The sequence below is a fragment of the Fictibacillus phosphorivorans genome (assembly GCF_001629705.1).
Lineage (GTDB): Bacteria > Bacillota > Bacilli > Bacillales > Fictibacillaceae > Fictibacillus > Fictibacillus phosphorivorans_A.
Genome location: NZ_CP015378.1, coordinates 139,233 through 162,827 on the forward strand (window position 1 = coordinate 139,233; position 23,595 = coordinate 162,827).

At 42.9% G+C, this 23,595-nt stretch carries 19 protein-coding genes, 8 tRNA genes and 3 rRNA genes; 26 read left to right on the forward strand and 4 right to left on the reverse strand.

The window, feature by feature from the left end:
- Positions 1–11: 11 nt before the first annotated feature.
- From truA to ABE65_RS00790, 6 genes are all read left to right on the forward strand, one after another.
- Positions 12–764: a tRNA pseudouridine(38-40) synthase TruA gene (truA, locus tag ABE65_RS00765; protein ID WP_066390701.1), complete on the forward strand. Its 753-nt coding sequence runs from the start codon at positions 12–14 to the stop codon at positions 762–764.
- Between the two features lie 151 nt (positions 765–915).
- Positions 916–1,353: a 50S ribosomal protein L13 gene (gene rplM, locus ABE65_RS00770; protein ID WP_066237860.1), complete on the forward strand. Its 438-nt coding sequence runs from the start codon at positions 916–918 to the stop codon at positions 1,351–1,353.
- A gap of 16 nt (positions 1,354–1,369) precedes the next feature.
- Complete coding sequence (gene rpsI, locus ABE65_RS00775) at positions 1,370–1,762, forward strand: 30S ribosomal protein S9 (RefSeq protein ID WP_066237857.1); 393 nt, start codon at positions 1,370–1,372, stop codon at positions 1,760–1,762.
- Between the two features lie 316 nt (positions 1,763–2,078).
- Complete coding sequence (locus ABE65_RS00780; RefSeq protein WP_066390704.1) at positions 2,079–2,519, forward strand: DUF2521 family protein; 441 nt, start codon at positions 2,079–2,081, stop codon at positions 2,517–2,519.
- Positions 2,520–2,584: 65 nt separating this feature from the next.
- The gene (gene cwlD, locus ABE65_RS00785) at positions 2,585–3,310 is read left to right on the forward strand and encodes an N-acetylmuramoyl-L-alanine amidase CwlD (protein ID WP_066390706.1); all 726 of its coding nucleotides are present in this window, start codon (positions 2,585–2,587) and stop codon (positions 3,308–3,310) included.
- 327 nt (positions 3,311–3,637) lie between these two features.
- Positions 3,638–4,687, forward strand: a complete 1,050-nt coding sequence (locus ABE65_RS00790; protein WP_066390708.1) for an Mrp/NBP35 family ATP-binding protein — start codon at positions 3,638–3,640, stop codon at positions 4,685–4,687.
- Positions 4,688–4,718: 31 nt separating this feature from the next.
- On the opposite strand, the gene gerD is transcribed toward ABE65_RS00790, so the two are convergent.
- The gene (gerD, locus tag ABE65_RS00795) at positions 4,719–5,342 is read right to left on the reverse strand and encodes a spore germination lipoprotein GerD (protein ID WP_066390709.1); all 624 of its coding nucleotides are present in this window, start codon (positions 5,340–5,342) and stop codon (positions 4,719–4,721) included.
- Positions 5,343–5,490: 148 nt separating this feature from the next.
- Between gerD and ABE65_RS00800 the strand changes: the two genes are divergently transcribed.
- The gene (locus ABE65_RS00800; RefSeq protein ID WP_066390711.1) at positions 5,491–6,111 is read left to right on the forward strand and encodes a KinB-signaling pathway activation protein; all 621 of its coding nucleotides are present in this window, start codon (positions 5,491–5,493) and stop codon (positions 6,109–6,111) included.
- Between the two features lie 18 nt (positions 6,112–6,129).
- Here the strand turns inward: ABE65_RS00800 and pdaB are convergent, their stop codons facing one another.
- Positions 6,130–6,891 (reverse strand): polysaccharide deacetylase family sporulation protein PdaB, encoded by a 762-nt coding sequence (gene pdaB, locus ABE65_RS00805; protein ID WP_066390712.1) that lies wholly within the window; start codon positions 6,889–6,891, stop codon positions 6,130–6,132.
- 152 nt (positions 6,892–7,043) lie between these two features.
- On the opposite strand from pdaB, the gene ABE65_RS00810 reads away from it, so the two are divergent.
- The 13 genes from ABE65_RS00810 to rocF all read left to right on the forward strand — a co-directional run bounded on the left by ABE65_RS00810 (position 7,044) and on the right by rocF (position 14,688).
- Complete coding sequence (locus ABE65_RS00810) at positions 7,044–7,268, forward strand: hypothetical protein (protein ID WP_228116095.1); 225 nt, start codon at positions 7,044–7,046, stop codon at positions 7,266–7,268.
- 268 nt (positions 7,269–7,536) lie between these two features.
- Positions 7,537–9,086, forward strand: a 16S ribosomal RNA gene (locus tag ABE65_RS00815).
- A gap of 193 nt (positions 9,087–9,279) precedes the next feature.
- Positions 9,280–12,215, forward strand: a 23S ribosomal RNA gene (locus ABE65_RS00820).
- Positions 12,216–12,377: 162 nt separating this feature from the next.
- Positions 12,378–12,493, forward strand: a 5S ribosomal RNA gene (rrf, locus tag ABE65_RS00825).
- Together the 16S, 23S and 5S rRNA genes with 8 tRNA genes alongside form the textbook arrangement of a ribosomal RNA operon.
- Before the next feature lie 46 nt (positions 12,494–12,539).
- A tRNA-Asn gene (locus tag ABE65_RS00830) sits at positions 12,540–12,614 on the forward strand.
- 9 nt (positions 12,615–12,623) lie between these two features.
- Positions 12,624–12,699, forward strand: a tRNA-Thr gene (locus ABE65_RS00835).
- A 25-nt stretch (positions 12,700–12,724) separates the two neighbouring features.
- Positions 12,725–12,799, forward strand: a tRNA-Glu gene (locus tag ABE65_RS00840).
- A 17-nt stretch (positions 12,800–12,816) separates the two neighbouring features.
- Positions 12,817–12,892 (forward strand) — tRNA-Val (locus tag ABE65_RS00845).
- An 11-nt stretch (positions 12,893–12,903) separates the two neighbouring features.
- Positions 12,904–12,979: transfer RNA gene (locus tag ABE65_RS00850), tRNA-Thr, on the forward strand.
- A gap of 73 nt (positions 12,980–13,052) precedes the next feature.
- A tRNA-Tyr gene (locus ABE65_RS00855) sits at positions 13,053–13,137 on the forward strand.
- 45 nt (positions 13,138–13,182) lie between these two features.
- A tRNA-Gly gene (locus ABE65_RS00860) sits at positions 13,183–13,256 on the forward strand.
- Positions 13,257–13,267: 11 nt separating this feature from the next.
- Positions 13,268–13,343 (forward strand) — tRNA-Ala (locus ABE65_RS00865).
- 445 nt (positions 13,344–13,788) lie between these two features.
- Positions 13,789–14,688 carry an arginase gene (rocF, locus tag ABE65_RS00870; RefSeq protein WP_066390713.1) on the forward strand — a complete coding sequence of 300 codons (900 nt, stop codon included), beginning with the start codon at positions 13,789–13,791 and terminating at the stop codon, positions 14,686–14,688.
- Between the two features lie 31 nt (positions 14,689–14,719).
- Here rocF and ABE65_RS21370 read toward each other — a convergent pair whose 3' ends face one another.
- Positions 14,720–14,890, reverse strand: coding sequence for an aspartyl-phosphate phosphatase Spo0E family protein (locus tag ABE65_RS21370; RefSeq protein ID WP_171005666.1), 171 nt, complete (start codon positions 14,888–14,890; stop codon positions 14,720–14,722).
- A gap of 200 nt (positions 14,891–15,090) precedes the next feature.
- Between ABE65_RS21370 and sigW the strand changes: the two genes are divergently transcribed.
- The 6 genes from sigW to glmS all read left to right on the forward strand — a co-directional run bounded on the left by sigW (position 15,091) and on the right by glmS (position 22,316).
- Positions 15,091–15,666 (forward strand): RNA polymerase sigma factor SigW, encoded by a 576-nt coding sequence (sigW, locus tag ABE65_RS00875; RefSeq protein WP_066390715.1) that lies wholly within the window; start codon positions 15,091–15,093, stop codon positions 15,664–15,666.
- 5 nt (positions 15,667–15,671) lie between these two features.
- Positions 15,672–16,346 (forward strand): anti-sigma factor family protein, encoded by a 675-nt coding sequence (locus tag ABE65_RS00880; protein WP_066390716.1) that lies wholly within the window; start codon positions 15,672–15,674, stop codon positions 16,344–16,346.
- Between the two features lie 199 nt (positions 16,347–16,545).
- Positions 16,546–17,379: a diadenylate cyclase CdaA gene (cdaA, locus tag ABE65_RS00885; RefSeq protein ID WP_066390717.1), complete on the forward strand. Its 834-nt coding sequence runs from the start codon at positions 16,546–16,548 to the stop codon at positions 17,377–17,379.
- Complete coding sequence (locus ABE65_RS00890) at positions 17,363–18,676, forward strand: CdaR family protein (RefSeq protein WP_066390718.1); 1,314 nt, start codon at positions 17,363–17,365, stop codon at positions 18,674–18,676. Before cdaA ends, ABE65_RS00890 begins: the two co-directional genes overlap by 17 nt.
- Positions 18,677–18,694: 18 nt before the next feature.
- On the forward strand, positions 18,695–20,035 hold the full coding sequence (gene glmM, locus ABE65_RS00895; protein WP_066390719.1) for a phosphoglucosamine mutase: 1,341 nt from the start codon (positions 18,695–18,697) through the stop codon (positions 20,033–20,035).
- A gap of 478 nt (positions 20,036–20,513) precedes the next feature.
- The gene (gene glmS, locus ABE65_RS00900) at positions 20,514–22,316 is read left to right on the forward strand and encodes a glutamine--fructose-6-phosphate transaminase (isomerizing) (protein WP_066390721.1); all 1,803 of its coding nucleotides are present in this window, start codon (positions 20,514–20,516) and stop codon (positions 22,314–22,316) included.
- A gap of 550 nt (positions 22,317–22,866) precedes the next feature.
- Here the strand turns inward: glmS and ABE65_RS00905 are convergent.
- Positions 22,867–23,532 (reverse strand): GIY-YIG nuclease family protein, encoded by a 666-nt coding sequence (locus ABE65_RS00905; protein ID WP_066390722.1) that lies wholly within the window; start codon positions 23,530–23,532, stop codon positions 22,867–22,869.
- Between the last annotated feature and the right edge of the window lie 63 nt (positions 23,533–23,595).

Sequence of the window (23,595 nt, forward strand, 5' to 3'; positions counted from 1 at the left end):
GGAGATTGAACATGGCTCGTATGAAAGTAACCGTAGCTTATGACGGTACTGAGTTTGCTGGATACCAAGTACAGCCTAGCGGCAGAACGGTTCAAGGAACGATTCAGGCCGTCCTGCAAAAGATGCACAAAGGGGAACCTGTAGGAATCTTTGCATCAGGGCGCACGGATGCAGGGGTTCATGCCATCGGTCAAGTGTTTCATTTTGATACACATATGGAAATTCCATCAGAAGCTTGGGGGAAAGCATTGAATGCGATGCTCCCGAATGATATTCTGATTAAAGACGTCGAGATGGTAAGCGATTCGTTTCATTCTCGTTTCTCTGCAACAGGCAAAGAGTACCACTATAAAATTTTAAGAAGTAAACAACCAGATGTGTTCCAAAGAAATCATATGTTTCATTTTCCCTACTCCCTAAACGTAGAGGATATGAAGCAGGCTGCATCGTTATTTTTAGGTACACATGACTTTACCTCTTTTTCTTCAGCAAAGTCAGAAGTGGAAGATAAGATTCGAACGATCTTTGCTTTTGATGTTGAAGAAGAGGGAAATGTCCTAACGTTGAAGGTAAGAGGCAGCGGGTTTTTATATAACATGGTTCGTATTCTTGTTGGTACACTTTTAGAAGTTGGACAAGGGAAGCTCAAACCGAAAGAGATCTCTGCGATTATAAAAGGTAAGGACCGTGCGCTTGCTGGAAAAACAGCCCCTGCAAACGGACTCTATCTTTTTCGTGTAGATTATGCAGATAAAACGGAATAATATTTAGGATACGCTTGACATCGTTGTTTATATATTATAAGATATTATTTGGTATTTCTACAGATATCGTCCACATGCCCCGTGTAGATATCTCGGGAAATGTTCACATGAATATAATGAAATTTGATTGAAGATACAGGAGGGAAAACACATGCGTACGACTTTCATGGCGAAAGCTTCTGAAGTAGAACGTAAATGGTTTGTGATCGACGCTGAAGGCAAAACACTTGGACGTCTATCCAGTGAAGTTGCATCTATCCTTCGCGGTAAGCATAAGCCTATTTATACACCACACGTTGACACTGGTGATCACGTAATCATCATCAACGCTGAGAAGATTGAATTAACAGGTAAGAAATTAACAGACAAAATTTACTACCGCCACACTGGTCACCCAGGTGGACTGCGTACGAGAACTGCATTAGAAATGCGTACAACTCGTCCAGTTCAAATGCTTGAGCTAGCAATCAAAGGTATGCTTCCAAAGAACAGCCTTGGTCGCCAAATGTTCAAAAAGCTTCACGTTTACGCTGGAGCTGAGCACAACAACCAAGCACAAAAACCTGAAAACTACGAGTTACGCGGATAAAAAGGAGGGTATTTACGTGGCACAAGTACAATATTATGGCACTGGACGTCGTAAGCACTCCGTAGCGCGTGTACGATTAGTTCCTGGTGAAGGCCGTATCGTAATCAACGGACGTGACATTGACGAATTTTTCGGATTAGAAACTTTAAAGCTTATCGTTAAGCAACCACTTAACACAACTGAAACAACTGACAAGTATGACGTATTAGTTACTGTTCATGGCGGTGGATACACTGGACAAGCAGGAGCTATCCGTCACGGTATCTCTCGTGCGCTTCTAGAAGCAGATCCTGAGTACCGCGGTTCTCTTAAAGCAGCTGGATTCCTTACTCGTGACGCTCGTATGAAAGAGCGTAAGAAGTACGGACTTAAAGGCGCTCGTCGTGCACCTCAGTTCTCAAAACGTTAATTTCTATTACGTTTATCAAAAACCTGTTCTCTTTTTTAGAGAGCGGGTTTTTTTGTGTTTGTGCCTATTGAGTTAGGATTCCGCAAGATTAAGTCTAATTTGAGAAAATTAAGTCTTAACTCGAATAATTAAGTCTGATCACAAATAATTAAGCCTAAAACAACAAAATTAAGTCTCGCGCAAATAGGAACTTGCTCTTAAATCGTTACCCAACACTTTCAGTATGGTTATTCCCATCTTTTATGTAGTGTCGTGAATCCATCTCTGGAGAAAATAAAGATATGGAAAACACAACACGATGAAAGGGGAGGTAATCATGGCAATCGTTTTAAACAACTTTAAAGAAAAGCAGCGCTTCAAAAAGGAAACGTTCGAGCGGAAAGTACTTCGGGACTTATCTCTGGCTACAATAAAAAAAGAATTTCAACGTTTGTTTCAACCGTTTTTTCAATACTCGCTTCTTTACCAAAATGACATTGAAGATGCATGCATCGACATGGCGATCGATTCTTATCTTTTAGGAGCAGGCTATAGCCGGTTTGCGTATCACGGGGAAACGTTGGAGAAGATCAAAGAACGAGCATATGCTAAACAGAAGGCGATCGCAGACGGTCTTTTTGAGTATTGGCAGTTCTGGTGCTGGGGAACAGAGATGATGATGGAATCCTTACATCTTTGCTGTGAAGCATTCGTTCATATATGGTGGATGGAAGGCTATAAAAACGGTGAAAAACGCTATCGTATGAAGCTGCAATAATCAGTTATAAATTTCTTCTTGTCCCATATACATAATGTTATATGGCTTGTATAGGGGGACGAAACATGAAGAAGTGGGTGAAGGGAGCCGCATTTGCACTTGGATGCGCAGTCCTTATCTTTATTTTCACCTATCATTTTTTAGATGATGATTCGTGGCGATCGTGGAATATGCCGCTCTCTGGAAAGATTATCGTAATCGACCCAGGTCATGGCGGAGCTGACGGTGGTGCGGTCGGTGATGGAGAAGTTCTTGAAAAAGAGATTGCGTTAAACATTTCCGTATTACTTCGAGATTATCTACAAGAAGCAGGAGCACTCGTCATCATGACTCGAGAGACAGACACAGATCTAGCTAATGAAGGCACAAAAAAATTACGCCATCGCAAATATGAAGATTTAAAAGAACGAAAACGAATTATTAACGAAAATCATGCGGACTTATTCATTTCGATTCATCTCAATTCTTTGCCTTCATCTCGTTGGAGAGGTGCTCAAGTCTTTTATCATCCTGGAAAAGAAGACGGAGAAGCGGTATCTAAATTTATTCAAGACGAAATCAAGCGTAACTTAAACAATACGAACCGATTCGCAAAATCCATAGAAGGTCTATACTTGCTTCGAACGGCAGAAGTACCAGGAGCGCTAGTAGAAGTCGGTTTCTTATCCAATCCATCAGAACGCGAACTGTTAAAAACAGAGTCGTACCAAAAAAGTATAGCGGCATCGATCTACCAGGGGATGCTGCGCTTTTATACAAATGAAACCCCACCAGCATCTCCTCTTGACTAGAGGGGGTGTTTTTGCATTTCTTAAAGCCCTTGAAAGTAGTTGATTTCCGTTTCAGGTGCTCGCTTTCCGGGGGGCGTGCGGTGAGCCACCTGGGCGCTTTGCACCCTTAGTTGTCTCACCTGTCCCGCTGATCCCCCAGGAGTCTCGCACCTTGCACTCCAATCAACTTGTCAGTGATGTCTTTTTAAGTAGTTATCTCCTCTAAAAAAGCCATTCTATAAGATGTTACTTGAATCAAAATTACACATCTAAAAAACCGCTTACATGATTGTCGGTAGGGGTTGTGATATACTGAAAAGGAATTTTACAGGTAAAGGATGTGTCTATGTGCTTACAGAAGAAAAAGTCATCGAGCTGTTAGGTCCTATTCAAGACCCTTATTTACATAAAAGCATGGTCGACTCTGGAAGTATCCGTGAGTTGAAGATAAAAGAAGGATATGTGGGGCTGAAGATCGGCTTAGCACATACAGGAACACCGGAACAAATGCAGCTGCAGCAGCAGATCGTTCAAGTGTTGAAAAACGCAGGAGTGGAATCTGTCGGACTTCGTTTTGAGAAAAGAGACGACATTACGGCTGTAAATCCGAGTGAAGCGGCGACGCAAAGTGCGCCAACGACTCTTCTTTCCGAAAACAGCAAGACACAATTTATCGCAATCGCTAGTGGTAAAGGCGGAGTTGGAAAATCAACGGTATCTGTCAACTTAGCTGTTGCTCTTGCAAGGCTCGGAAAAAAGGTCGGATTGATCGATGCTGATATTTACGGATTCAGTGTCCCAGATATGATGGGAATTACAGAGCGTCCAAAAGTAAAAGGTGATCGCATCTTCCCGGTGGAACGTTTTGATGTAAAAGTAATCTCCATGGCATTTTTCGTTGAAGATAACGCACCTGTTATCTGGCGCGGACCGATGCTCGGGAAGATGCTCATGAATTTCTTCAGCGAAGTAGAATGGGGAGATCTAGATTATGTTCTTCTTGACTTACCACCTGGTACGGGTGACGTAGCGCTGGATGTTCACAAGATGCTTCCGAAGTGTAAAGAAGTAATCGTCACGACACCTCATGCTACAGCAGCTTTCGTTGCAGCACGTGCAGGAACGATGGCGATTAAGACCAACCACGAAGTTCTTGGTATTGTAGAGAACATGTCTTACTTCCAAAGCGGGTCTACAGGTGAGAAAGAATATGTTTTCGGTAAAGATGGCGGAAAACGTTTAGCGGAAGAATTAAATGTACCGTTGCTCGGCCAAATACCGCTCGGCCAACCCGAGATAAAAGAAGATGATTTTGCGCCGAGTGTTTATGAACAAACACATCCGATCGGTGAACATTATATTCAGATGGCAAAGAAAATCATCGATAAAACAAACTAAAGAAAAAAGCCTTCCGAGTGTCGGGAGGCTTTTATTGCGGGCTCGTTGAATCTTGTTGTTGTTGTCCACCGCCAGTTGATGCTTCTTTTCCTTTTTTAGAGATGGATTGATCAATTTCTTCATGAGCGACTTTTTTCAGCATTTCTTGAATCTGAGCTTGTACGATCGGACTCTCAAACGTTTCAAGCATCACTTTTTTCATTTCTTTTCTAACAGGTTGTGTGTCCACAAGAGATAATAACTTTTCTGCCATTTGCGGATTCTGCATGATTTTCATAACTTCTGCTTGATATTGCGGATCTTTCATAAGATCCTTCATCAGTTTCTCGTGTTCTTTTCGCATACTTTTTGCAAAAGCTACTGAGAACTTCGGATCTTTAAAAAGGGTCTGCCAAAACTTTTGTCCTTTTTCAGAAAGAAGCTGCTTTTCAATCGTCTGTTTGATGACTTCTTGATCAATGAGTATATCTTGTTGAATTTCTTTATCAGATAACACTTCTTTGATAGCTTTTTTTCCTTCATCTGTCTTCAATAGATCGACTAACATCTTTTTTGTTGCTTCATAATCGACCTGAGAACTGCCTTGGGCTTCTTGAGCACAGCCGGAAAGAGCAGCAAGAGAGATACAAAAGAGGAAAATGTATAATTTTTTCAAAGTAATTCCTCCTCCTTTCAAGTTGAGCTCGATACTTATAGGATTGATTTTTAGCACGTATTTATACTGGTTATTTAAAGGAAAACTGGCAATTTAAAAAAGACATTGGTACAATCGTTACGGAGCATGTTAGAGGGGGAAAACAGGCGTGAAAATTAGAAGTTGGATCTTTTTATTCTTTACCACATTGTTAATTGGGATTGTTAGTGCAATCACAGTTGGTCTTATATTAAAGTTTCCTGAAGACAGCAGCGCTTTAGAAGTTCTTCTATATATTTTTGGATTGATCGGTTTCGGCGCGTTGTTCAGTGTTTTTAGTCAGATGGGCTTTTTTGCTTACTTAACCGTTCATCGCTTTGGACTTGGTATCTTTAAAAGCCATCGCCTTTGGAATGGTGTACAACTTGTATTGATTGCAGTCGTTCTGTTCGATCTATTCTATTTACGATATACATCCTTTCATAACGAAGGAGACAGCCTCGTTAATTACATTCTTATTCCGCTTGCGATCTTAGCTTACGGATTGATCATAGCCTATGTAAAAGTAAAGCAAACAACGAGCGTAGCATTCATACCAACACTTTTCTTCATCACAGTCGTTACTATTTTAGAATGGGTACCGGTGCTGAAAGAAAACAATACTCTTTCGCTTTGGATGGGGTTTGTTCCGATCATGCTTTGTAATACGTATCAAATTTTAATGTTGCATCGACTGTTGCAGACTAATCAATCTAAATCATCTAAACAAACAAAGCCCACTGCCTTATAAGGCAGGGGCTTTTTTAAATCAGTTAACCTCTTTACTGTTAGCCTCCGTGTTCGCGATCATCTCACTTACACTTACAAATTTAAATCCATCGTCACGTAGTTTATCGATAATCGTAGGAAGTGCTTTGTGCGTTTGCTTAACAGAATCAGATGCATGAAGTAAGATAATGTCGCCAGCTTTCGTCTCATCGGTAGCTGTTGTCACAATACGATCTACGCCAGGATTTTTCCAATCTTTCGTATCGATGCTCCAATGAACCACCGTATGGTTGAGATCCTCAGAGATGTTCAAGACACGCTCATCAAAATTTCCGTTAGGCGGACGGATAAGAGAAGTCATTTTTCCAGATACCTTTTTGATCTTTTCCTGAGCTAAAAGAATATCCCTTTTGATCTGTTTGTCTTCCCAATCAGTATAACTTTTGTATTGATACCCAAGACTAGCTACTTCATGACCATCTTTTACAATTCGTTCAACGATCTCAGGGTGTCGCTCAGCCCAAGCGGCGGATATGAAAAAAGTGCAATTCTTGACACCTTTGTCTTTTAAGACATCCAAGATCGGCGTTACACGCTTATCGCCCCAGCTGATATCAAACGTAAGAGAGACTTTATTGCCTTGGTCTTCTCCCTTATAAATTGCTCGGGGTCCATCTTTAGATGAAAAAACAGATAGTTGTTGCTGCCCTACAAAAGCAAGTGAAGCAGCAAAGAAAGCGGCAAATACAACAACCATGTATTGTTTTACTTTCTTGCCGTTAATAACAAAGAAAAATTTCATACTATCATCTACCCCCTGTCCATCTTCCTTACAAAATATCTATGATGAAAGGGACAAGATATACCGAAAATTTAAACAATCCCCTCAAAATAATAACTCCTACTTTTCATGGCCATAATGGTAAAAGAAAAAACTTAGCGGGGTGTCGTCCATTGTCTTTGGTAGGAATGCTATTGAATCATCAAGAACTTCATGAATTTGAGTATGTGTTAAAAAAGGAGATGGAGGAACTAAGGTTTGATTTAGAAGACCAAAAGATCGATGATATCGTTAAATCCGTTTTAGAAGAGAGATATCAGATCATTTATCGTTTATTCTGTAGGTTCGCTAAGCCCTCAGATTGCAGAAGGTATTTACGGCGAAAACAAAGAAATTAACTTTTTTTAAAAAAACTATTGACCATATTATCGAGAAGATGGTATATTACTTCTTGTCGCTTTTACAGCGGCTCAAACAAACGAAATAAACAAAATAAGAATCACTAAAAAAAGCTGTTGACATCAACTAGCCAACGGTGGTATCTTATAAAAGTCGCCAAAACGAGCGGCACACGAAACACACAGTTCTTTGAAAACTGAACAAAAGAAATAGGTAAGGAATTAAGAATTAATTCCGTCAGTTTTAAAATCGAGCAAGACAAACACTTTTATGGAGAGTTTGATCCTGGCTCAGGATGAACGCTGGCGGCGTGCCTAATACATGCAAGTCGAGCGAATGATGAGGAGCTTGCTCCTCTGATTTAGCGGCGGACGGGTGAGTAACACGTGGGTAATCTGCCTGTAAGACGGGGATAACTCCGGGAAACCGGGGCTAATACCGGATAATAAGAGAAGAAGCATTTCTTCTTTTTGAAAGTCGGTTTCGGCTGACACTTACAGATGAGCCCGCGGCGCATTAGCTAGTTGGTGAGGTAACGGCTCACCAAGGCGACGATGCGTAGCCGACCTGAGAGGGTGATCGGCCACACTGGGACTGAGACACGGCCCAGACTCCTACGGGAGGCAGCAGTAGGGAATCTTCGGCAATGGGCGAAAGCCTGACCGAGCAACGCCGCGTGAGCGATGAAGGCCTTCGGGTCGTAAAGCTCTGTTGTTAGAGAAGAACAAGTACGAGAGTAACTGCTCGTACCTTGACGGTACCTAACCAGAAAGCCACGGCTAACTACGTGCCAGCAGCCGCGGTAATACGTAGGTGGCAAGCGTTATCCGGAATTATTGGGCGTAAAGCGCGCGCAGGCGGTCTCTTAAGTCTGATGTGAAAGCCCACGGCTCAACCGTGGAGGGTCATTGGAAACTGGGAGACTTGAGTGCAGGAGAGAAAAGTGGAATTCCACGTGTAGCGGTGAAATGCGTAGAGATGTGGAGGAACACCAGTGGCGAAGGCGGCTTTTTGGCCTGTAACTGACGCTGAGGCGCGAAAGCGTGGGGAGCAAACAGGATTAGATACCCTGGTAGTCCACGCCGTAAACGATGAGTGCTAGGTGTTGGGGGGTTCCACCCTCAGTGCTGAAGTTAACACATTAAGCACTCCGCCTGGGGAGTACGACCGCAAGGTTGAAACTCAAAGGAATTGACGGGGGCCCGCACAAGCAGTGGAGCATGTGGTTTAATTCGAAGCAACGCGAAGAACCTTACCAGGTCTTGACATCCTTTGACCACTCTAGAGATAGAGCTTTCCCCTTCGGGGGACAAAGTGACAGGTGGTGCATGGTTGTCGTCAGCTCGTGTCGTGAGATGTTGGGTTAAGTCCCGCAACGAGCGCAACCCTTGACCTTAGTTGCCAGCATTCAGTTGGGCACTCTAAGGTGACTGCCGGTGACAAACCGGAGGAAGGTGGGGATGACGTCAAATCATCATGCCCCTTATGACCTGGGCTACACACGTGCTACAATGGATGATACAAAGGGTTGCGAAGCCGCGAGGCCAAGCCAATCCCAAAAAGTCATTCTCAGTTCGGATTGTAGGCTGCAACTCGCCTACATGAAGCCGGAATTGCTAGTAATCGCGGATCAGCATGCCGCGGTGAATACGTTCCCGGGCCTTGTACACACCGCCCGTCACACCACGAGAGTTTGTAACACCCGAAGTCGGTGGGGTAACCCTTTTGGGAGCCAGCCGCCGAAGGTGGGACAGATGATTGGGGTGAAGTCGTAACAAGGTAGCCGTATCGGAAGGTGCGGCTGGATCACCTCCTTTCTATGGAGATTATGAAACACCTTCGTGTGTTTCGTAAGTACGCCTATTCTTCTTTTGTTCAGTTTTGAAGGAACTTATGTTCTTTCAAAATGTTCTTTGAAAACTAGATATCGACATCCAAACAATATGCAAGGCAGATAGATTTATCTAATCTGCGCCAAGCAAGAATCTTTGATGTGCAAACATCATATAAGGTTAAGCTAGAAAGGGCGCACGGTGGATGCCTTGGCACTAGGAGCCGAAGAAGGACGGGACGAACACCGATATGCCTCGGGGAGCTGTAAGTAAGCATTGATCCGGGGATTTCCGAATGGGGGAACCCACCATCCGTAATGGGATGGTATCCATATCTGAATACATAGGGTATGAGAAGGCAGACCCGGGGAACTGAAACATCTAAGTACCCGGAGGAAGAGAAAGCAAATGCGATTTCCTGAGTAGCGGCGAGCGAAACGGAATCAGCCCAAACCAGAGAGCTTGCTCTCTGGGGTTGTAGGACACTCTATACGGAGTTACAAAGGAACGAAGTAGGTGAAGTGGTCTGGAAAGGCCAGCCGAAGAAGGTAACAGCCCTGTAGCTGAAACTTCGTTCCCTCCTGAGTGGATCCTGAGTACGGCGGGACACGTGAAACCCCGTCGGAATCCGGGAGGACCATCTCCCAAGGCTAAATACTCCCTAGTGACCGATAGTGAACCAGTACCGTGAGGGAAAGGTGAAAAGCACCCCGGAAGGGGAGTGAAACAGATCCTGAAACCGTGTGCCTACAAGTAGTCGGAGCCCATTAACGGGTGACGGCGTGCCTTTTGTAGAATGAACCGGCGAGTTACGATCCCGTGCAAGGTTAAGTTGATAAGACGGAGCCGCAGCGAAAGCGAGTCTGAATAGGGCGACATAGTACGTGGTCGTAGACCCGAAACCGTGTGATCTACCCATGTCCAGGGTGAAGTTCAGGTAACACTGAATGGAGGCCCGAACCCACGCACGTTGAAAAGTGCGGGGATGAGGTGTGGGTAGGGGTGAAATGCCAATCGAACACGGAGATAGCTGGTTCTCCCCGAAATAGCTTTAGGGCTAGCCTCGCGGCAAGATTCCTGGAGGTAGAGCACTGATTGGACTAGGGGCCCCCACAGGGTTACCGAATTCAGTCAAACTCCGAATGCCAGAGAATTATCCGCGGGAGTCAGACTGCGAGTGATAAGATCCGTAGTCAAAAGGGAAACAGCCCAGACCATCAGCTAAGGTCCCAAAGTATACGTTAAGTGGCAAAGGATGTGGAGTTGCCCAGACAACCAGGATGTTGGCTTAGAAGCAGCCACCATTTAAAGAGTGCGTAATAGCTCACTGGTCGAGTGACTCTGCGCCGAAAATGTAACGGGGCTAAACGTATCACCGAAGCTATGGCTTGTACCGTATGGTACAGGGGTAGGGGAGCGTTCGAAGTGCAGCGAAGTCAGACCGGAAGGACTGGTGGAGCGCTTTGAAGTGAGAATGCCGGTATGAGTAGCGAAAGACAAGTGAGAATCTTGTCCATCGAAAGCCTAAGGTTTCCTGAGGAAGGCTCGTCCGCTCAGGGTTAGTCGGGGCCTAAGCCGAGGCTGAAAAGCGTAGGCGATGGATAACAGGTTGATATTCCTGTACCACCTCCTTTCCGTTTGAACAATGGGGGGACGCAGTAAGGTAGGGTGAGCGCACTGATGGAATAGTGCGTCTAAGCAGTTAGGCTGTTGGGTAGGCAAATCCGCCCAACATGAAGGCTGAGCTGTGATGGCGAGGGAAATTTTAGTACCGAAGTCCCTGATCCTACACTGCCAAGAAAAGCCTCTAGTGAGGAAAGAGGTGCCCGTACCGCAAACCGACACAGGTAGGCGAGGAGAGAATCCTAAGATGATCGGGAGAACTCTCGTTAAGGAACTCGGCAAAATGACCCCGTAACTTCGGGAGAAGGGGTGCTCTGATAGGGTTTATCGCCCGAGAGAGCCGCAGTGAATAGATCCAAGCGACTGTTTAGCAAAAACACAGGTCTCTGCGAAACCGCAAGGTGAAGTATAGGGGCTGACACCTGCCCGGTGCTGGAAGGTTAAGAGGAGGGGTTATCCTTTGGGAGAAGCTCTGAATTGAAGCCCCAGTAAACGGCGGCCGTAACTATAACGGTCCTAAGGTAGCGAAATTCCTTGTCGGGTAAGTTCCGACCCGCACGAAAGGTGTAACGACTTGGATACTGTCTCAACGAGAGACCCGGTGAAATTATAGTACCTGTGAAGATGCAGGTTACCCGCGACAGGACGGAAAGACCCCATGGAGCTTTACTGCAACTTGATATTGGATTTTGGTACAGCTTGTACAGGATAGGTAGGAGCCTGAGAAGCCGGAGCGCCAGCTTCGGTGGAGGCGTCGGTGGGATACTACCCTGGCTGTATTGAAATTCTAACCTTGGACCGTAATCCGGTTCGGAGACAGTGTCAGGTGGGCAGTTTGACTGGGGCGGTCGCCTCCTAAACAGTAACGGAGGCGCCCAAAGGTTCCCTCAGAATGGTTGGAAATCATTCGCAGAGTGTAAAGGCACAAGGGAGCTTGACTGCGAGACCTACAAGTCGAGCAGGGACGAAAGTCGGGCTTAGTGATCCGGTGGTTCCGCATGGAAGGGCCATCGCTCAACGGATAAAAGCTACCCTGGGGATAACAGGCTTATCTCCCCCAAGAGTCCACATCGACGGGGAGGTTTGGCACCTCGATGTCGGCTCATCGCATCCTGGGGCTGAAGTAGGTCCCAAGGGTTGGGCTGTTCGCCCATTAAAGCGGTACGCGAGCTGGGTTCAGAACGTCGTGAGACAGTTCGGTCCCTATCCGTCGCGGGCGCAGGAAATTTGAGAGGAGCTGTCCTTAGTACGAGAGGACCGGGATGGACACACCGCTGGTGTACCAGTTGTTCCGCCAGGGGCATAGCTGGGTAGCTACGTGTGGACGGGATAAGTGCTGAAAGCATCTAAGCATGAAGCCCCCCTCAAGATGAGATTTCCCATCACGCAAGTGAGTAAGACCCCTTAGAGATGATGAGGTTGATAGGTCTGGTGTGGAAGCGTGGTGACACGTGGAGCTGACAGATACTAATCGGTCGAGGGCTTATCCTTAAAAAAGCATAACGTTTGGAAACGTCATATCTAGTTTTGAGAGAACATAAAAAAATGATGAAAATCATTAAAAAATCTCTTGCAAAATGCTTTAAAATATAATAAAATTTATCTTGTCCCAACAGGATAAATGATTTTGAGAGTGTTACATAAGTAACTAGGTCCAGTGATGATGGCGAAGAGGTCACACCCGTTCCCATACCGAACACGGAAGTTAAGCTCTTCAGCGCCGATGGTAGTTGGGGGTTTCCCCCTGTTAGAGTAGGACGTCGCTGGGCTATAATCTCAAAATTCCAACTTAGTTGTGGATTTACATTACATTATTCCACAGTAGCTCAGTGGTAGAGCTATCGGCTGTTAACCGATCGGTCGCAGGTTCGAGTCCTGCCTGTGGAGCCATTTTTACTTGCTTCCATAGCTCAGCAGGTAGAGTGCTTCCATGGTAAGGAAGAGGTCACCGGTTCGAGCCCGGTTGGAAGCTCCATATCATACTTAAAACAAATAGTTATGGCCCGTTGGTCAAGCGGTTAAGACACCGCCCTTTCACGGCGGTAACACGGGTTCGAATCCCGTACGGGTCACCATTTCTTATAAATACTTTGGAGGATTAGCTCAGCTGGGAGAGCACCTGCCTTACAAGCAGGGGGTCGGCGGTTCGAACCCGTCATCCTCCACCATTTTTTTGCTTGCCGGTTTAGCTCAATTGGTAGAGCAACTGACTTGTAATCAGTAGGTTGGGGGTTCAAGTCCTCTAGCCGGCACCATGTTTACTTTCTTTGATAGTAAACACAGAGCACAGAAGTGCTTGAAGAGAAGAGTAACTCTCTTTTTTTATGTGGAGGGGTAGCGAAGTGGCTAAACGCGGCGGACTGTAAATCCGCTCCCTCCGGGTTCGGCGGTTCGAATCCGTCCCCCTCCACCATCTTATGTTTAACGATACAAAAGTTAGACGATACTAATAGAATATGCGGGTGTAGTTTAGTGGTAAAACAAGAGCCTTCCAAGCTCTGGTCGTGAGTTCGATTCTCATCACCCGCTCCAATTATTTCTTCGGGGCTTTAGCTCAGCTGGGAGAGCGCCTGCCTTGCACGCAGGAGGTCAGCGGTTCGATCCCGCTAAGCTCCACCATATACATAATCATTATACTTCAGGCGATGCCTGAAGTTTTTTTGTTATTTAGAAGACTTTAATATGAAGTAGATAGGGTAAAGGTATGCCGTTCAGAAAAATTGTCGAACTATGCCGACTCGCGGATATAGGAGCAAAACTCGCCGGATTATAGACCAAATTCGCCGTATTATCTTAGAAATATCTAGAATTATTGCTGATACTTCTAGAATTAGCTTCATAAATACCCGGAATGGTATATGTTTTAGAAAGAAGATGGCTCCAAGCCATCTTCTTTTTGTCTTCTTTTTATACAAAACCTCATAAATATGTATCCAGCTATCGAAAGCGCTTTCTTTTTGGTATATCTATGCAAAATTTTGTCCAGTTGAACCATGAAATCCCTTACAGCTACAATAGAGATAGATATTCAAGTTTTTGTGTTTTTCATAAGGGAGGAAGAAGAATGTTGAAAGATATTACAGTAATCGGTGTACCGATGGATTTAGGACAAATGCGCCGCGGTGTGGATATGGGGCCGAGTGCGATTCGATATGCAGGTGTTGTTGAACGCCTTGAGAACCTGGATTATCGTGTAGAAGATTTTGGTGATATAGATATTGCTCGTCCAGAAAAACAAAGTATTGAAAACGAAGGTAATCTGAAAAATTTAAAGGGTGTTATTGAAGCGAGTGAAAAGCTCTCACAAACGGTATCTACTGTAATCTCGAATAAAAAGTTTCCGCTTGTATTAGGGGGAGATCATAGTATTGCAATTGGTACGTTGGCAGGGGTTTCTAAGCATTATGAGAATCTAGGTGTCATCTGGTATGATGCGCATGGAGACTTGAATACAGCGGATACATCTCCGAGCGGAAACATTCATGGCATGCCTCTTGCTGTAAGTATTGGGATCGGTCACGAAAGACTTACGAACATAAGTGATTACACACCAAAAATCAAACCTGAAAATATTGTGATTATCGGAGCGCGTTCATTAGATGAAGGTGAACGTGAACTGATCAAAGAAAAAGGGATTAAAGTATATACGATGCATGAAGTTGATCGTCTAGGGATGGCGAAAGTGATGGAAGAGACGATCGAATACTTGGCACACACAGATGGCGTTCACTTGAGTCTTGATCTAGATGGGCTCGATCCACATGATGCACCTGGGGTTGGAACTCCTGTACTTGGAGGCATCAGTTATAGAGAGAGTCACTTGGCGATGGAAATGCTTGCTGAAGCAGAGATCATTACTTCAGCAGAATTCGTAGAAGTTAATCCGATCTTAGATGAGAAGAACAAAACAGCAACGGTTGCTGTAGCTTTAATGGGTTCTTTATTTGGAGAGAAGCTACTATAATAACGAAGACAAAATAAAAACAGTTGCCTCTTTATAGATGCAACTGTTCTTTTTCATTTATGCGCTGATATTGGTTAAGCAGGTGATCGATCTCTTGTGAGAGTTCAACTACTTCTTGTGCGATTAGTGGAAGGTGTTTTGAGAGTTCATTCATTTGCTGCCTGGAGTGTTCGATCTGTTCGATTAATAAATCTCTGTGCATACAAACTACCCCTTTCTGCCTCAGCATAATATTTTATATGCTTAATATTCCCAGGTCAGATTTATTTAAAACACATTATTTAGAAAAAAATACCTTTTTATTTCGTCAAATTCTGCAACATGATAAAATAAAAAAATATGAAAAGATTTGAAACTTATGAAATGCTGGTACGTAAATAAAATCCGAGTGGTGATAAGATAATGGACGCCTTAATAGCGAATATGGTGACCCAAGTTAAAAAAGGGGACCAAGAAGCGTTTGAAGGCATTGTGGACCTGTTTAAAGATAAAATATACCGGCATTGTTTCCGGATGGTCGGCAATGGACATGAAGCAGAAGACTTAGCACAAGAAACTTTTTTAAGAGCTTACCGTAATATAGGTAAGTACAACAGTGAATACAAATTTTCAACCTGGATTTTTCGTATCGCTACCAATCTTTGTATCGACAGGTTAAGAAAGAAGAAGCCAGATTATTATTTGGATGCTGAAGTACCGGGAACAGATGGTGCTACGATGTATAGTCAGCTTTCAAGTGAAGAGCCTTTACCTGAGGAAGTGGTTACAGAGAATGAAGAGTGGAATGAACTCCAGGCAGAGATCATGAAGCTTCCTGAAAAATACAGGACAGCTATTCTTTTAAAATACGTTGAAGATCTCTCATTAGAAGAGATCAGCAAGATTATGGACATACCCGTTCCAACAGTAAAAACTCGAATACATCGAGGTCGGGAAGCGTTGAAGAAAGTATTTCAAATGGTTGTAAAAACGAGGTGATAAAAATGCATGATGAAGCTTCCGTATATGATGAATTAATGAATAAAGTACTTGATGGTGATGCGACGAAAGAAGAAGAACAAAACTTTCACAATCATCTAAAAGATTGTGAGACGTGTAGAGAAGAGTTCGAACTGCTGACTGTTACATTGAAGGAATTGCAGTTGCAATCCCATATAAAGGCGCCAGAAGGCTTTACAGAGGCTGTGATGGCTAAATTACCTAAAGAGAAGCAACAAGTAAAGTGGATGCGTTGGATGAAGACACATCCCGCTCTAACGGCTGCCGCAATCTTTATGTTCTTTATGGCAGCGTCTGTGTTCACGAGCTATAATCAACAAGACCTCGCCGTGGTAAAAGGCGAAGGCAACCTGCAGATCAAAAAGAATGAGCGAGTCGTCGTCGTTCCTGCGGGCGAAACCATTAAAGGCGATTTAGTTGTAGAAAATGCAGACGTCAGAATCGAAGGCCGAGTCGAAGGTGACGTAACGGTCATAAAAGGCGATCAATATCTTGCTTCAGCTGGGGAAGTAACGGGCCACAGTCAGGAAATTGGTCAAGTGGTCGAATGGGTATGGTATAAGTTGAAATCTTTAATTAGTACAAATGATGAAGCTATGATTGATAATCATAAGGAGAGCCGTATCCATACGGCTTTTTTTCTTGGTCAAATTTGCTAAACTAAAAAATCATCCAAACATCATGAGTAAAACATGTGTAGGTCATGCCAAGTTTTCTTTACATTGAGGTATGCTATAATAAGTAGGTTAAAATTATTTTAGAGTGTTTAAAAAATAATACTTCTTTTAGGCATTTAATAAACGTTTATAACCACTAAATACTTCGACTTGGAAAACAAACCGGGTTGGGAGGGAATTTATGTTACCAATCGCAGATTTTAATATATTCAATTACATTACACAGATCATAGATATCCTATTAGTGACGTATGTGATCTATAAGCTGATCATGCTGATTCGTGGAACGAAAGCTGTTCAATTGTTAAAAGGGATAACCGTGATCATCGTAGTATGGTTTTTGAGTAGTTCGTTTGATCTTAGGACGATGTCATGGCTGATGGACAAAGTGATTACATACGGTCTTCTTGCCATCATCATCATTTTCCAGCCCGAGTTACGACGAGCACTCGAGCAGCTTGGACGTGGAAAGTTCTTCTCTCGTACAGGCCTGCCTGAAGAAGAAGAGATGGAAAAATCCATTGCTGCGATCTGTAAATCGACGAACTATATGTCTAAGCGACGTATAGGAGCAATCATGTCAATCGAGCGAGAAACAGGATTGAGTGAATACGTGGAAACAGGGATACCCATTAAAGCGCATCTATCTTCTGAGTTATTGACGAACATTTTTGTTCCGAACACTCCTTTACATGATGGAGCTGTCATCATTAAACAAAATCAGATCTATGCAGCAGGTTGCTACTTACCATTAACGGAAAGTCCGTTTGTTTCAAAAGAACTTGGAACAAGACATAGAGCTGCACTAGGGATCAGTGAAGTAACAGATGCTATAACGGTTATCGTTTCTGAGGAAACTGGTACGATCTCTCTTACGAAGAACGGAGAAATCTATCGTAACCTGGACGAAGAGTCTTTAAGAAATTTGTTAAACGCAGAATTGATTATTGCGAACAAGTCCACTTCCTCAACTCGTTGGAATTGGAGGGGAAAGAAAAATGGACAAACTCCTTAGTAGTTCATGGTTTGTAAAAATTATTGCATTCCTCCTAGCCCTCATGATGTATACGATCGTAACGATGGAGACGCAGGAAGAAGCAGCAAACAATACGATATTCTCTAAGATGTATACTGAAAGTGAGACGATCGAGAACGTTCCAATCAAACCTTACTTTGACGACAATCAATATGTACTTACCGATATGCCATCATCGGTTGACTTAACATTAACAGGGTCCAGCCGTTTGATTACAAAAGCGACAAAAGTGGATAAAGAATTTGAAGTTTATATTGATCTAACCAACAAGAAACCTGGAAACAAAAGGGTAAAGGTACAAGTTCAAGGCTTGCCTGAGGGTGTTAAGGCAAAGATTAATCCAGATTATGTGGATGTTATCTTGCATAACAAAGTAACAAAAGAGATGAATGTGAACGTAGACTTAAAGAACAAAAGAAAGATGCCTGAAGGATACACAGCAGGTGAAGTTGAGTTCTCACCTAGAACGGTTGATGTAACAGGTGCTGAAGGTATGATCGATCAGATCTCATTCATTACAGGATTTGTTGATGTAACGGATGCAGACGAAGAGATTCAAACAAAAGTTCCTCTGCGTGCATACAATCAACAAGGAGATTTAATCGATGTTCAGATTAACCCAGGAGTAGCTGAAGTATCCGTACCGATCAAGAAACCTAAGAAAACGGTACAGATCTCTATTGAAACGAAAGGGAAATTAGATGAGGGACTTTCTCTTCAATCCATCACATCAAATCCGAGTGAGATTACATTAACGGGTACAACAACTTCTTTGAATAAAATCGATTCCTTTAAAGAGATTACGATAGATTTAAGTGAGATCAAAAAAGACACAACACTAACCGTTGATGTTCCTGTACCAGATGGGATCGACAGCGTTTCACTAAAAGAAGTAACCGTAGATGTTAACGTAGAAAAAACGGGTACAGACGCCGAAACAGAAGCAGATACTGAAACGGAAGCACAACCAGTAGTTGATCAAGAGACAACAAGAACGTTTAGTGATGTTCCATTGACACTGCTCGGAAGTGACGCTGACAAACAAGCAACGATAGTAGATCCAGCAGATGGCGTTGTCGATGTAACAGTAAGAGGAAAAAAGAGTGTGCTTAACTCTCTTAAAAAGTCAGATCTGCAAGGAATTGTAGATGTGAGTGCACTCGATCAAGGAACACATAAGGTGAAGATAGATTGGAAAAATCCAGGGGATGTTGAACTGACAGGTACAGTTCAGGAAGCCAGTGTGGAAATTAAAACAGAAACTAGCAGTCAATAGTTGAAGGAGAGAGCAATAATGGGAAAATATTTTGGTACCGACGGAGTTAGAGGAGTCGCAAATACAGAACTTACGCCTGAATTAGCATTCAAATTAGGGCGTTTTGGAGGATATGTTCTAACAAAAAATACGGAAAGACCTAAAATCCTAATTGGACGTGACACACGTATTTCTGGTCAGATGTTAGAAGGAGCTCTTGTAGCGGGTCTTCTATCGATCGGTGCGGAAGTGATGCGTTTAGGTGTGATCTCTACTCCTGGTGTTGCTTTCTTAACAAAAGCGTTAGGCGCACAAGCGGGTGTGATGATTTCAGCGTCACATAACCCAGTAGCGGATAACGGCATCAAATTCTTTGGAGCGGATGGCTTCAAGCTTTTAGATGAGCAAGAGAATGAGATCGAAGCACTTTTAGATAACGAAACAGATGAACTTCCGCGTCCTGTAGGCGGAGACTTAGGGTCAGTGAGCGATTATTTTGAAGGCGGACAAAAGTATATGCATTATCTAAAACAAACGATTCCTGGAGATTTTTCTGGTCTTCATATCGCTCTAGATTGTGCGCACGGAGCAACATCGTCGCATGCACCACATCTGTTTGCTGATCTTGAAGCAGACATCTCAACAATGGGCACAAGTCCGAACGGCTTAAACATCAATGAAGGTGTAGGGAGTACACATCCTGAGAAGCTTGCTGAACTTGTTAAAGAAAAAGGCTGCGACATGGGGCTAGCATTTGACGGTGATGGCGACCGTTTGATCGCGATCGATGAAAAAGGAAACATCGTCGATGGAGACCAAATCATGTTCATCTGTGCAAAGCACCTGAAAGAGCAAGGACGTTTGAAGCAGGATACAGTCGTTTCAACAGTAATGAGTAACTTAGGCTTCTATAAGGCTGTAGAAGCAAACGAGATGAAATCGGCTCAAACAGCTGTAGGTGACCGTTATGTCATGGAAGAGATGCGTAAGAATGACTTTAACCTTGGTGGAGAGCAGTCTGGTCATATCATCTTCTTAGATTACACGACAACTGGAGACGGACTTCTATCAGGAATCCAGCTTGCTTCGATCTTAAAAGCAACCGGAAAGCCATTATCAGAGCTTGCAGGTGAGATGGCTAAATTCCCTCAGCTACTTATCAATGTAAAAGTAGCGGATAAGTCAAAATTGAACGGAAACGACGCGATCAAAGCGGCGATCGATAAAGTAGAAACAGAGCTTGAAGGAAACGGCCGTGTACTTGTACGTCCTTCTGGAACAGAGCCACTCGTGCGTGTCATGGTTGAAGCTCCTACAGAAGAACTCTGCCAAGAGCATGCGGATAAAATCGTAGAAGTAGTAAAGGCTGAGCTCGTATAAATTAATAAGGAACTGTCCCTCATAAAATAAAAAAGGGCACGAAACATATGCATATGCGGCTCACCGGAAGAGCTGTGTATGCATATTTTTATAATATGGAACTTTATGTTTCAAGTTTTTCTAAAATCGGGAAAGAATAATAATTGACGGTTTTGAAAAACCCGTGTATGATTATTTTTGTTTACTTCAAATAAAAGGAAGGAGTTTACAGTTAATCATTCATCCAAAGCGCCTGAACTGCTGACCGGGAAAAAAGCAGTTGACGAGGAAGAGGTTCATCGATATTTCGGCGGATGCCTCTCGGAACATCACTTCCGTAAGCTTTTGTTCAAACCAGGTAAGGTGACTTCCTGTACAAAGACGAAAGCAAGTGAAAAAAATAAAAATAGAGAACATAGGTGGGGTTGTGAGCCCCGCTCACGGCCCCCTTGTGAAAGCCGTCAGCAGAGTGTGATGGCTTTAAGGAGGACGCTTATTTATGTGTGGAATCGTTGGATATATTGGGAATAATGACGCGAAGGAAATCCTTTTACGCGGATTAGAAAAATTAGAATACCGCGGATATGACTCAGCTGGTATCGCTGTACTGAATGAAGACGGAGTTCATGTGTTCAAAGAAAAAGGACGTATTGCCAATCTTCGTGAAAACGTAGATCTTGGAGTAGAAGCATCCGTTGGAATCGGACATACACGCTGGGCAACACACGGAGTTCCGAGTAGAGTTAACTCTCATCCACACCAAAGTTCAACAGAACGCTTTACACTCGTACACAACGGTGTAATCGAGAACTATGAACAGGTGAAGAAACAATACATCTCAGGTGTTGAATTGTTGTCTGAAACAGATACAGAAGTTATCGTTCAGCTTGTAGAATACTTTGTGAACGAAGGCATGGAAGTGGAAGAAGCATTCCGCCGCACGTTGTCTGAGTTAAAAGGTTCTTATGCGATCGGACTGATCGACAATCAAAACCCTGAAACCATCTATGTTGGTAAGAACAAGAGCCCGTTATTGGTTGGTAAAGGTGAAGGCTTTAACGTTATTGCAAGTGACGCAATGGCTATGCTTTCTCAAACCGATCAATACGTTGAATTAATGGATAAAGAAATCGTAATCGTGACAAGTGACGGCTATACGATCAAAACTCTTGATGGTACAGTTGTTGAGCGCGCACCATATACAGCTGAATTAGATGCAAGCGACATCGAAAAAGGCACATACCCGCATTTCATGTTAAAAGAAATTGATGAGCAGCCTTTCGTAATGCGTAACATCATCAATCAATACCAAAATGAAAATGGCGATCTTAAGCTAGATGACGATATCCGTGCTGCGATGAAAGACGCAGATCGTGTATATATCATTGCTTGCGGAACGAGTTACCATGCAGGTCTTGTTGGAAAACAACTGATCGAAAACATTGCGAACATTCCTGTTGAAGCACACATCGCGAGTGAGTTTGTATACAACATGCCGCTTTTATCACAAAAGCCGTTGTTCATCTTCATCTCACAATCCGGTGAGACTGCAGACAGCCGTGCCGTATTGGTTGAAGTGAAGAGACTTGGACACAAAGCATTAACAATCACGAACGTTCCAGGTTCTACACTTTCTCGTGAAGCGAACTACACACTTAACTTGTATGCGGGTCCTGAGATCGCAGTAGCATCAACGAAAGCATACACAGCTCAAATCGCAGTACTTGCGATCCTAGCTGTTGACTCAGCTCGTGCAAAAGGCATCGAGTTAGACTTTAATCCGCTACAAGAGCTTGCGATCGTTGCAAACGCGATGGAAGTTCTTTGTGACCAAAAAGAAGAGATGGAGAAGATCGCTCGTGAGTTCTTAGCTGTAACTCGTAACGCATTCTTCATCGGGCGTGCTGCTGACTTCTACGTATGTTTAGAAGCTGCACTAAAATTAAAAGAAATCTCTTACATCCAAGCAGAAGGTTTTGCTGGAGGAGAATTGAAGCATGGTACGATCGCATTGATTGAAGACGGTACACCAGTTATCGCTCTTGCAACTCAAGAGCATGTTAACTTAAGCATCCGTGGTAACGTAAAAGAAGTAGCGGCACGTGGCGCTTACACATGCGTGATCTCTATGGATGGACTGCAAGAAGAAGGCGACCGCGTTGTTCTTCCGAAGATCCACCCATACTTGACACCGTTAGTATCTGTACTTCCAATGCAGTTGATCTCTTACTACGCAGCGCTTCACCGCGACTGTGACGTAGATAAGCCGCGTAACCTTGCGAAGTCAGTAACAGTAGAATAGATTTATAAATACACAAAACCTCCTTGTTGAATGACAAAAAAATCGGGTACTGGGCAAAAAAGTCGGGTACTGGACAAAGAAGTTGGGTACTGGATAAAAAAGTCGGGTACTAAAAAAATCCATCATCAATAAATTGGTGGTGGATTTTTATTTTTCACATAAGTTGGTAAGGTATTATATTACCGAATTACCCTTAGAAGAAGAAAATTGTAATTCGCAATTCTTTTAGAATGTAAATCTGCAACATAATTGGATTCGTAATAACATCAAAACGACCAACTTTGTGTATGGTCGTTTTCTTATGCCTTTATTTAATTAAAGCCCGTTAAATTATATTTTCTTTATCCCAACATTGATGTAACCTCGTATATCTTTTCATCCTTTTTGAGGTGAACCTTTCAACAAGTGAATTAGATTGACAAATCGTAGCGAGACAATGGCATCTGCTAAAAGTTATGCCAATTAGGGTGTTCATTTGGAAATTGAAAGTGGTAAATTTTCATTAGAAGCCCATATATCACTGTCCCGCTTTATAGTTACGAATAAACTTCTATATTCTCAAATTTCGTTCTTTCATCATAGTTATTGCCTGGAGTAAACCACCTGTAACCTTTCCGCCGCCAAGTCTATTGCATACAAATTCAGCTGGAATTTGATTTATGAATTTATCCTCATTAATATAGGTTTCGTTTGTTACATATGCAAAAATTCTGGAAGTATCAAGAGCTCTAAAGCTATCAATTGAGAGTATTGATGAATTGACATTCCCCATTGGAAATAAAAGACGATCAAAAGCTTTGCTATTCGACCAATGTTGTCTAATACGTTTTTTAATATCTTTCGTCGTGCCAATGTACACTTGGGAGTATTCATCAAGTACCATTATGTAATAACCTGCTTTCCCATCATAGGAATTAAGGTCATACACCTCAGTAAATAGACTATTCTTTTTAAGAAACTTTTCAATTTCTGTACAAAACTCGTTGTGATCTAATAAAGAGAAATACTTCATATTTAAATCAAAGTTATCTAAACATTCTTTAAGATGCTTTTCACACCATTGCTCCGTGTATATTTTAGCTTCTTCATCAACATAAATGTCCCTAGAAAAACGAATTCCGAATGAGTTTTTATTATTAACAATCGCATATTTTTCTCGCTTTAACTTTAATCCTCGTTTACCATCTAGTACCTTTAATCCAAAATGATATGCCATTAGTCTCCCCCCTTTTTTGTTATCTTAATACTTTTGATAAATAGACTATCTTTAAATCATTAT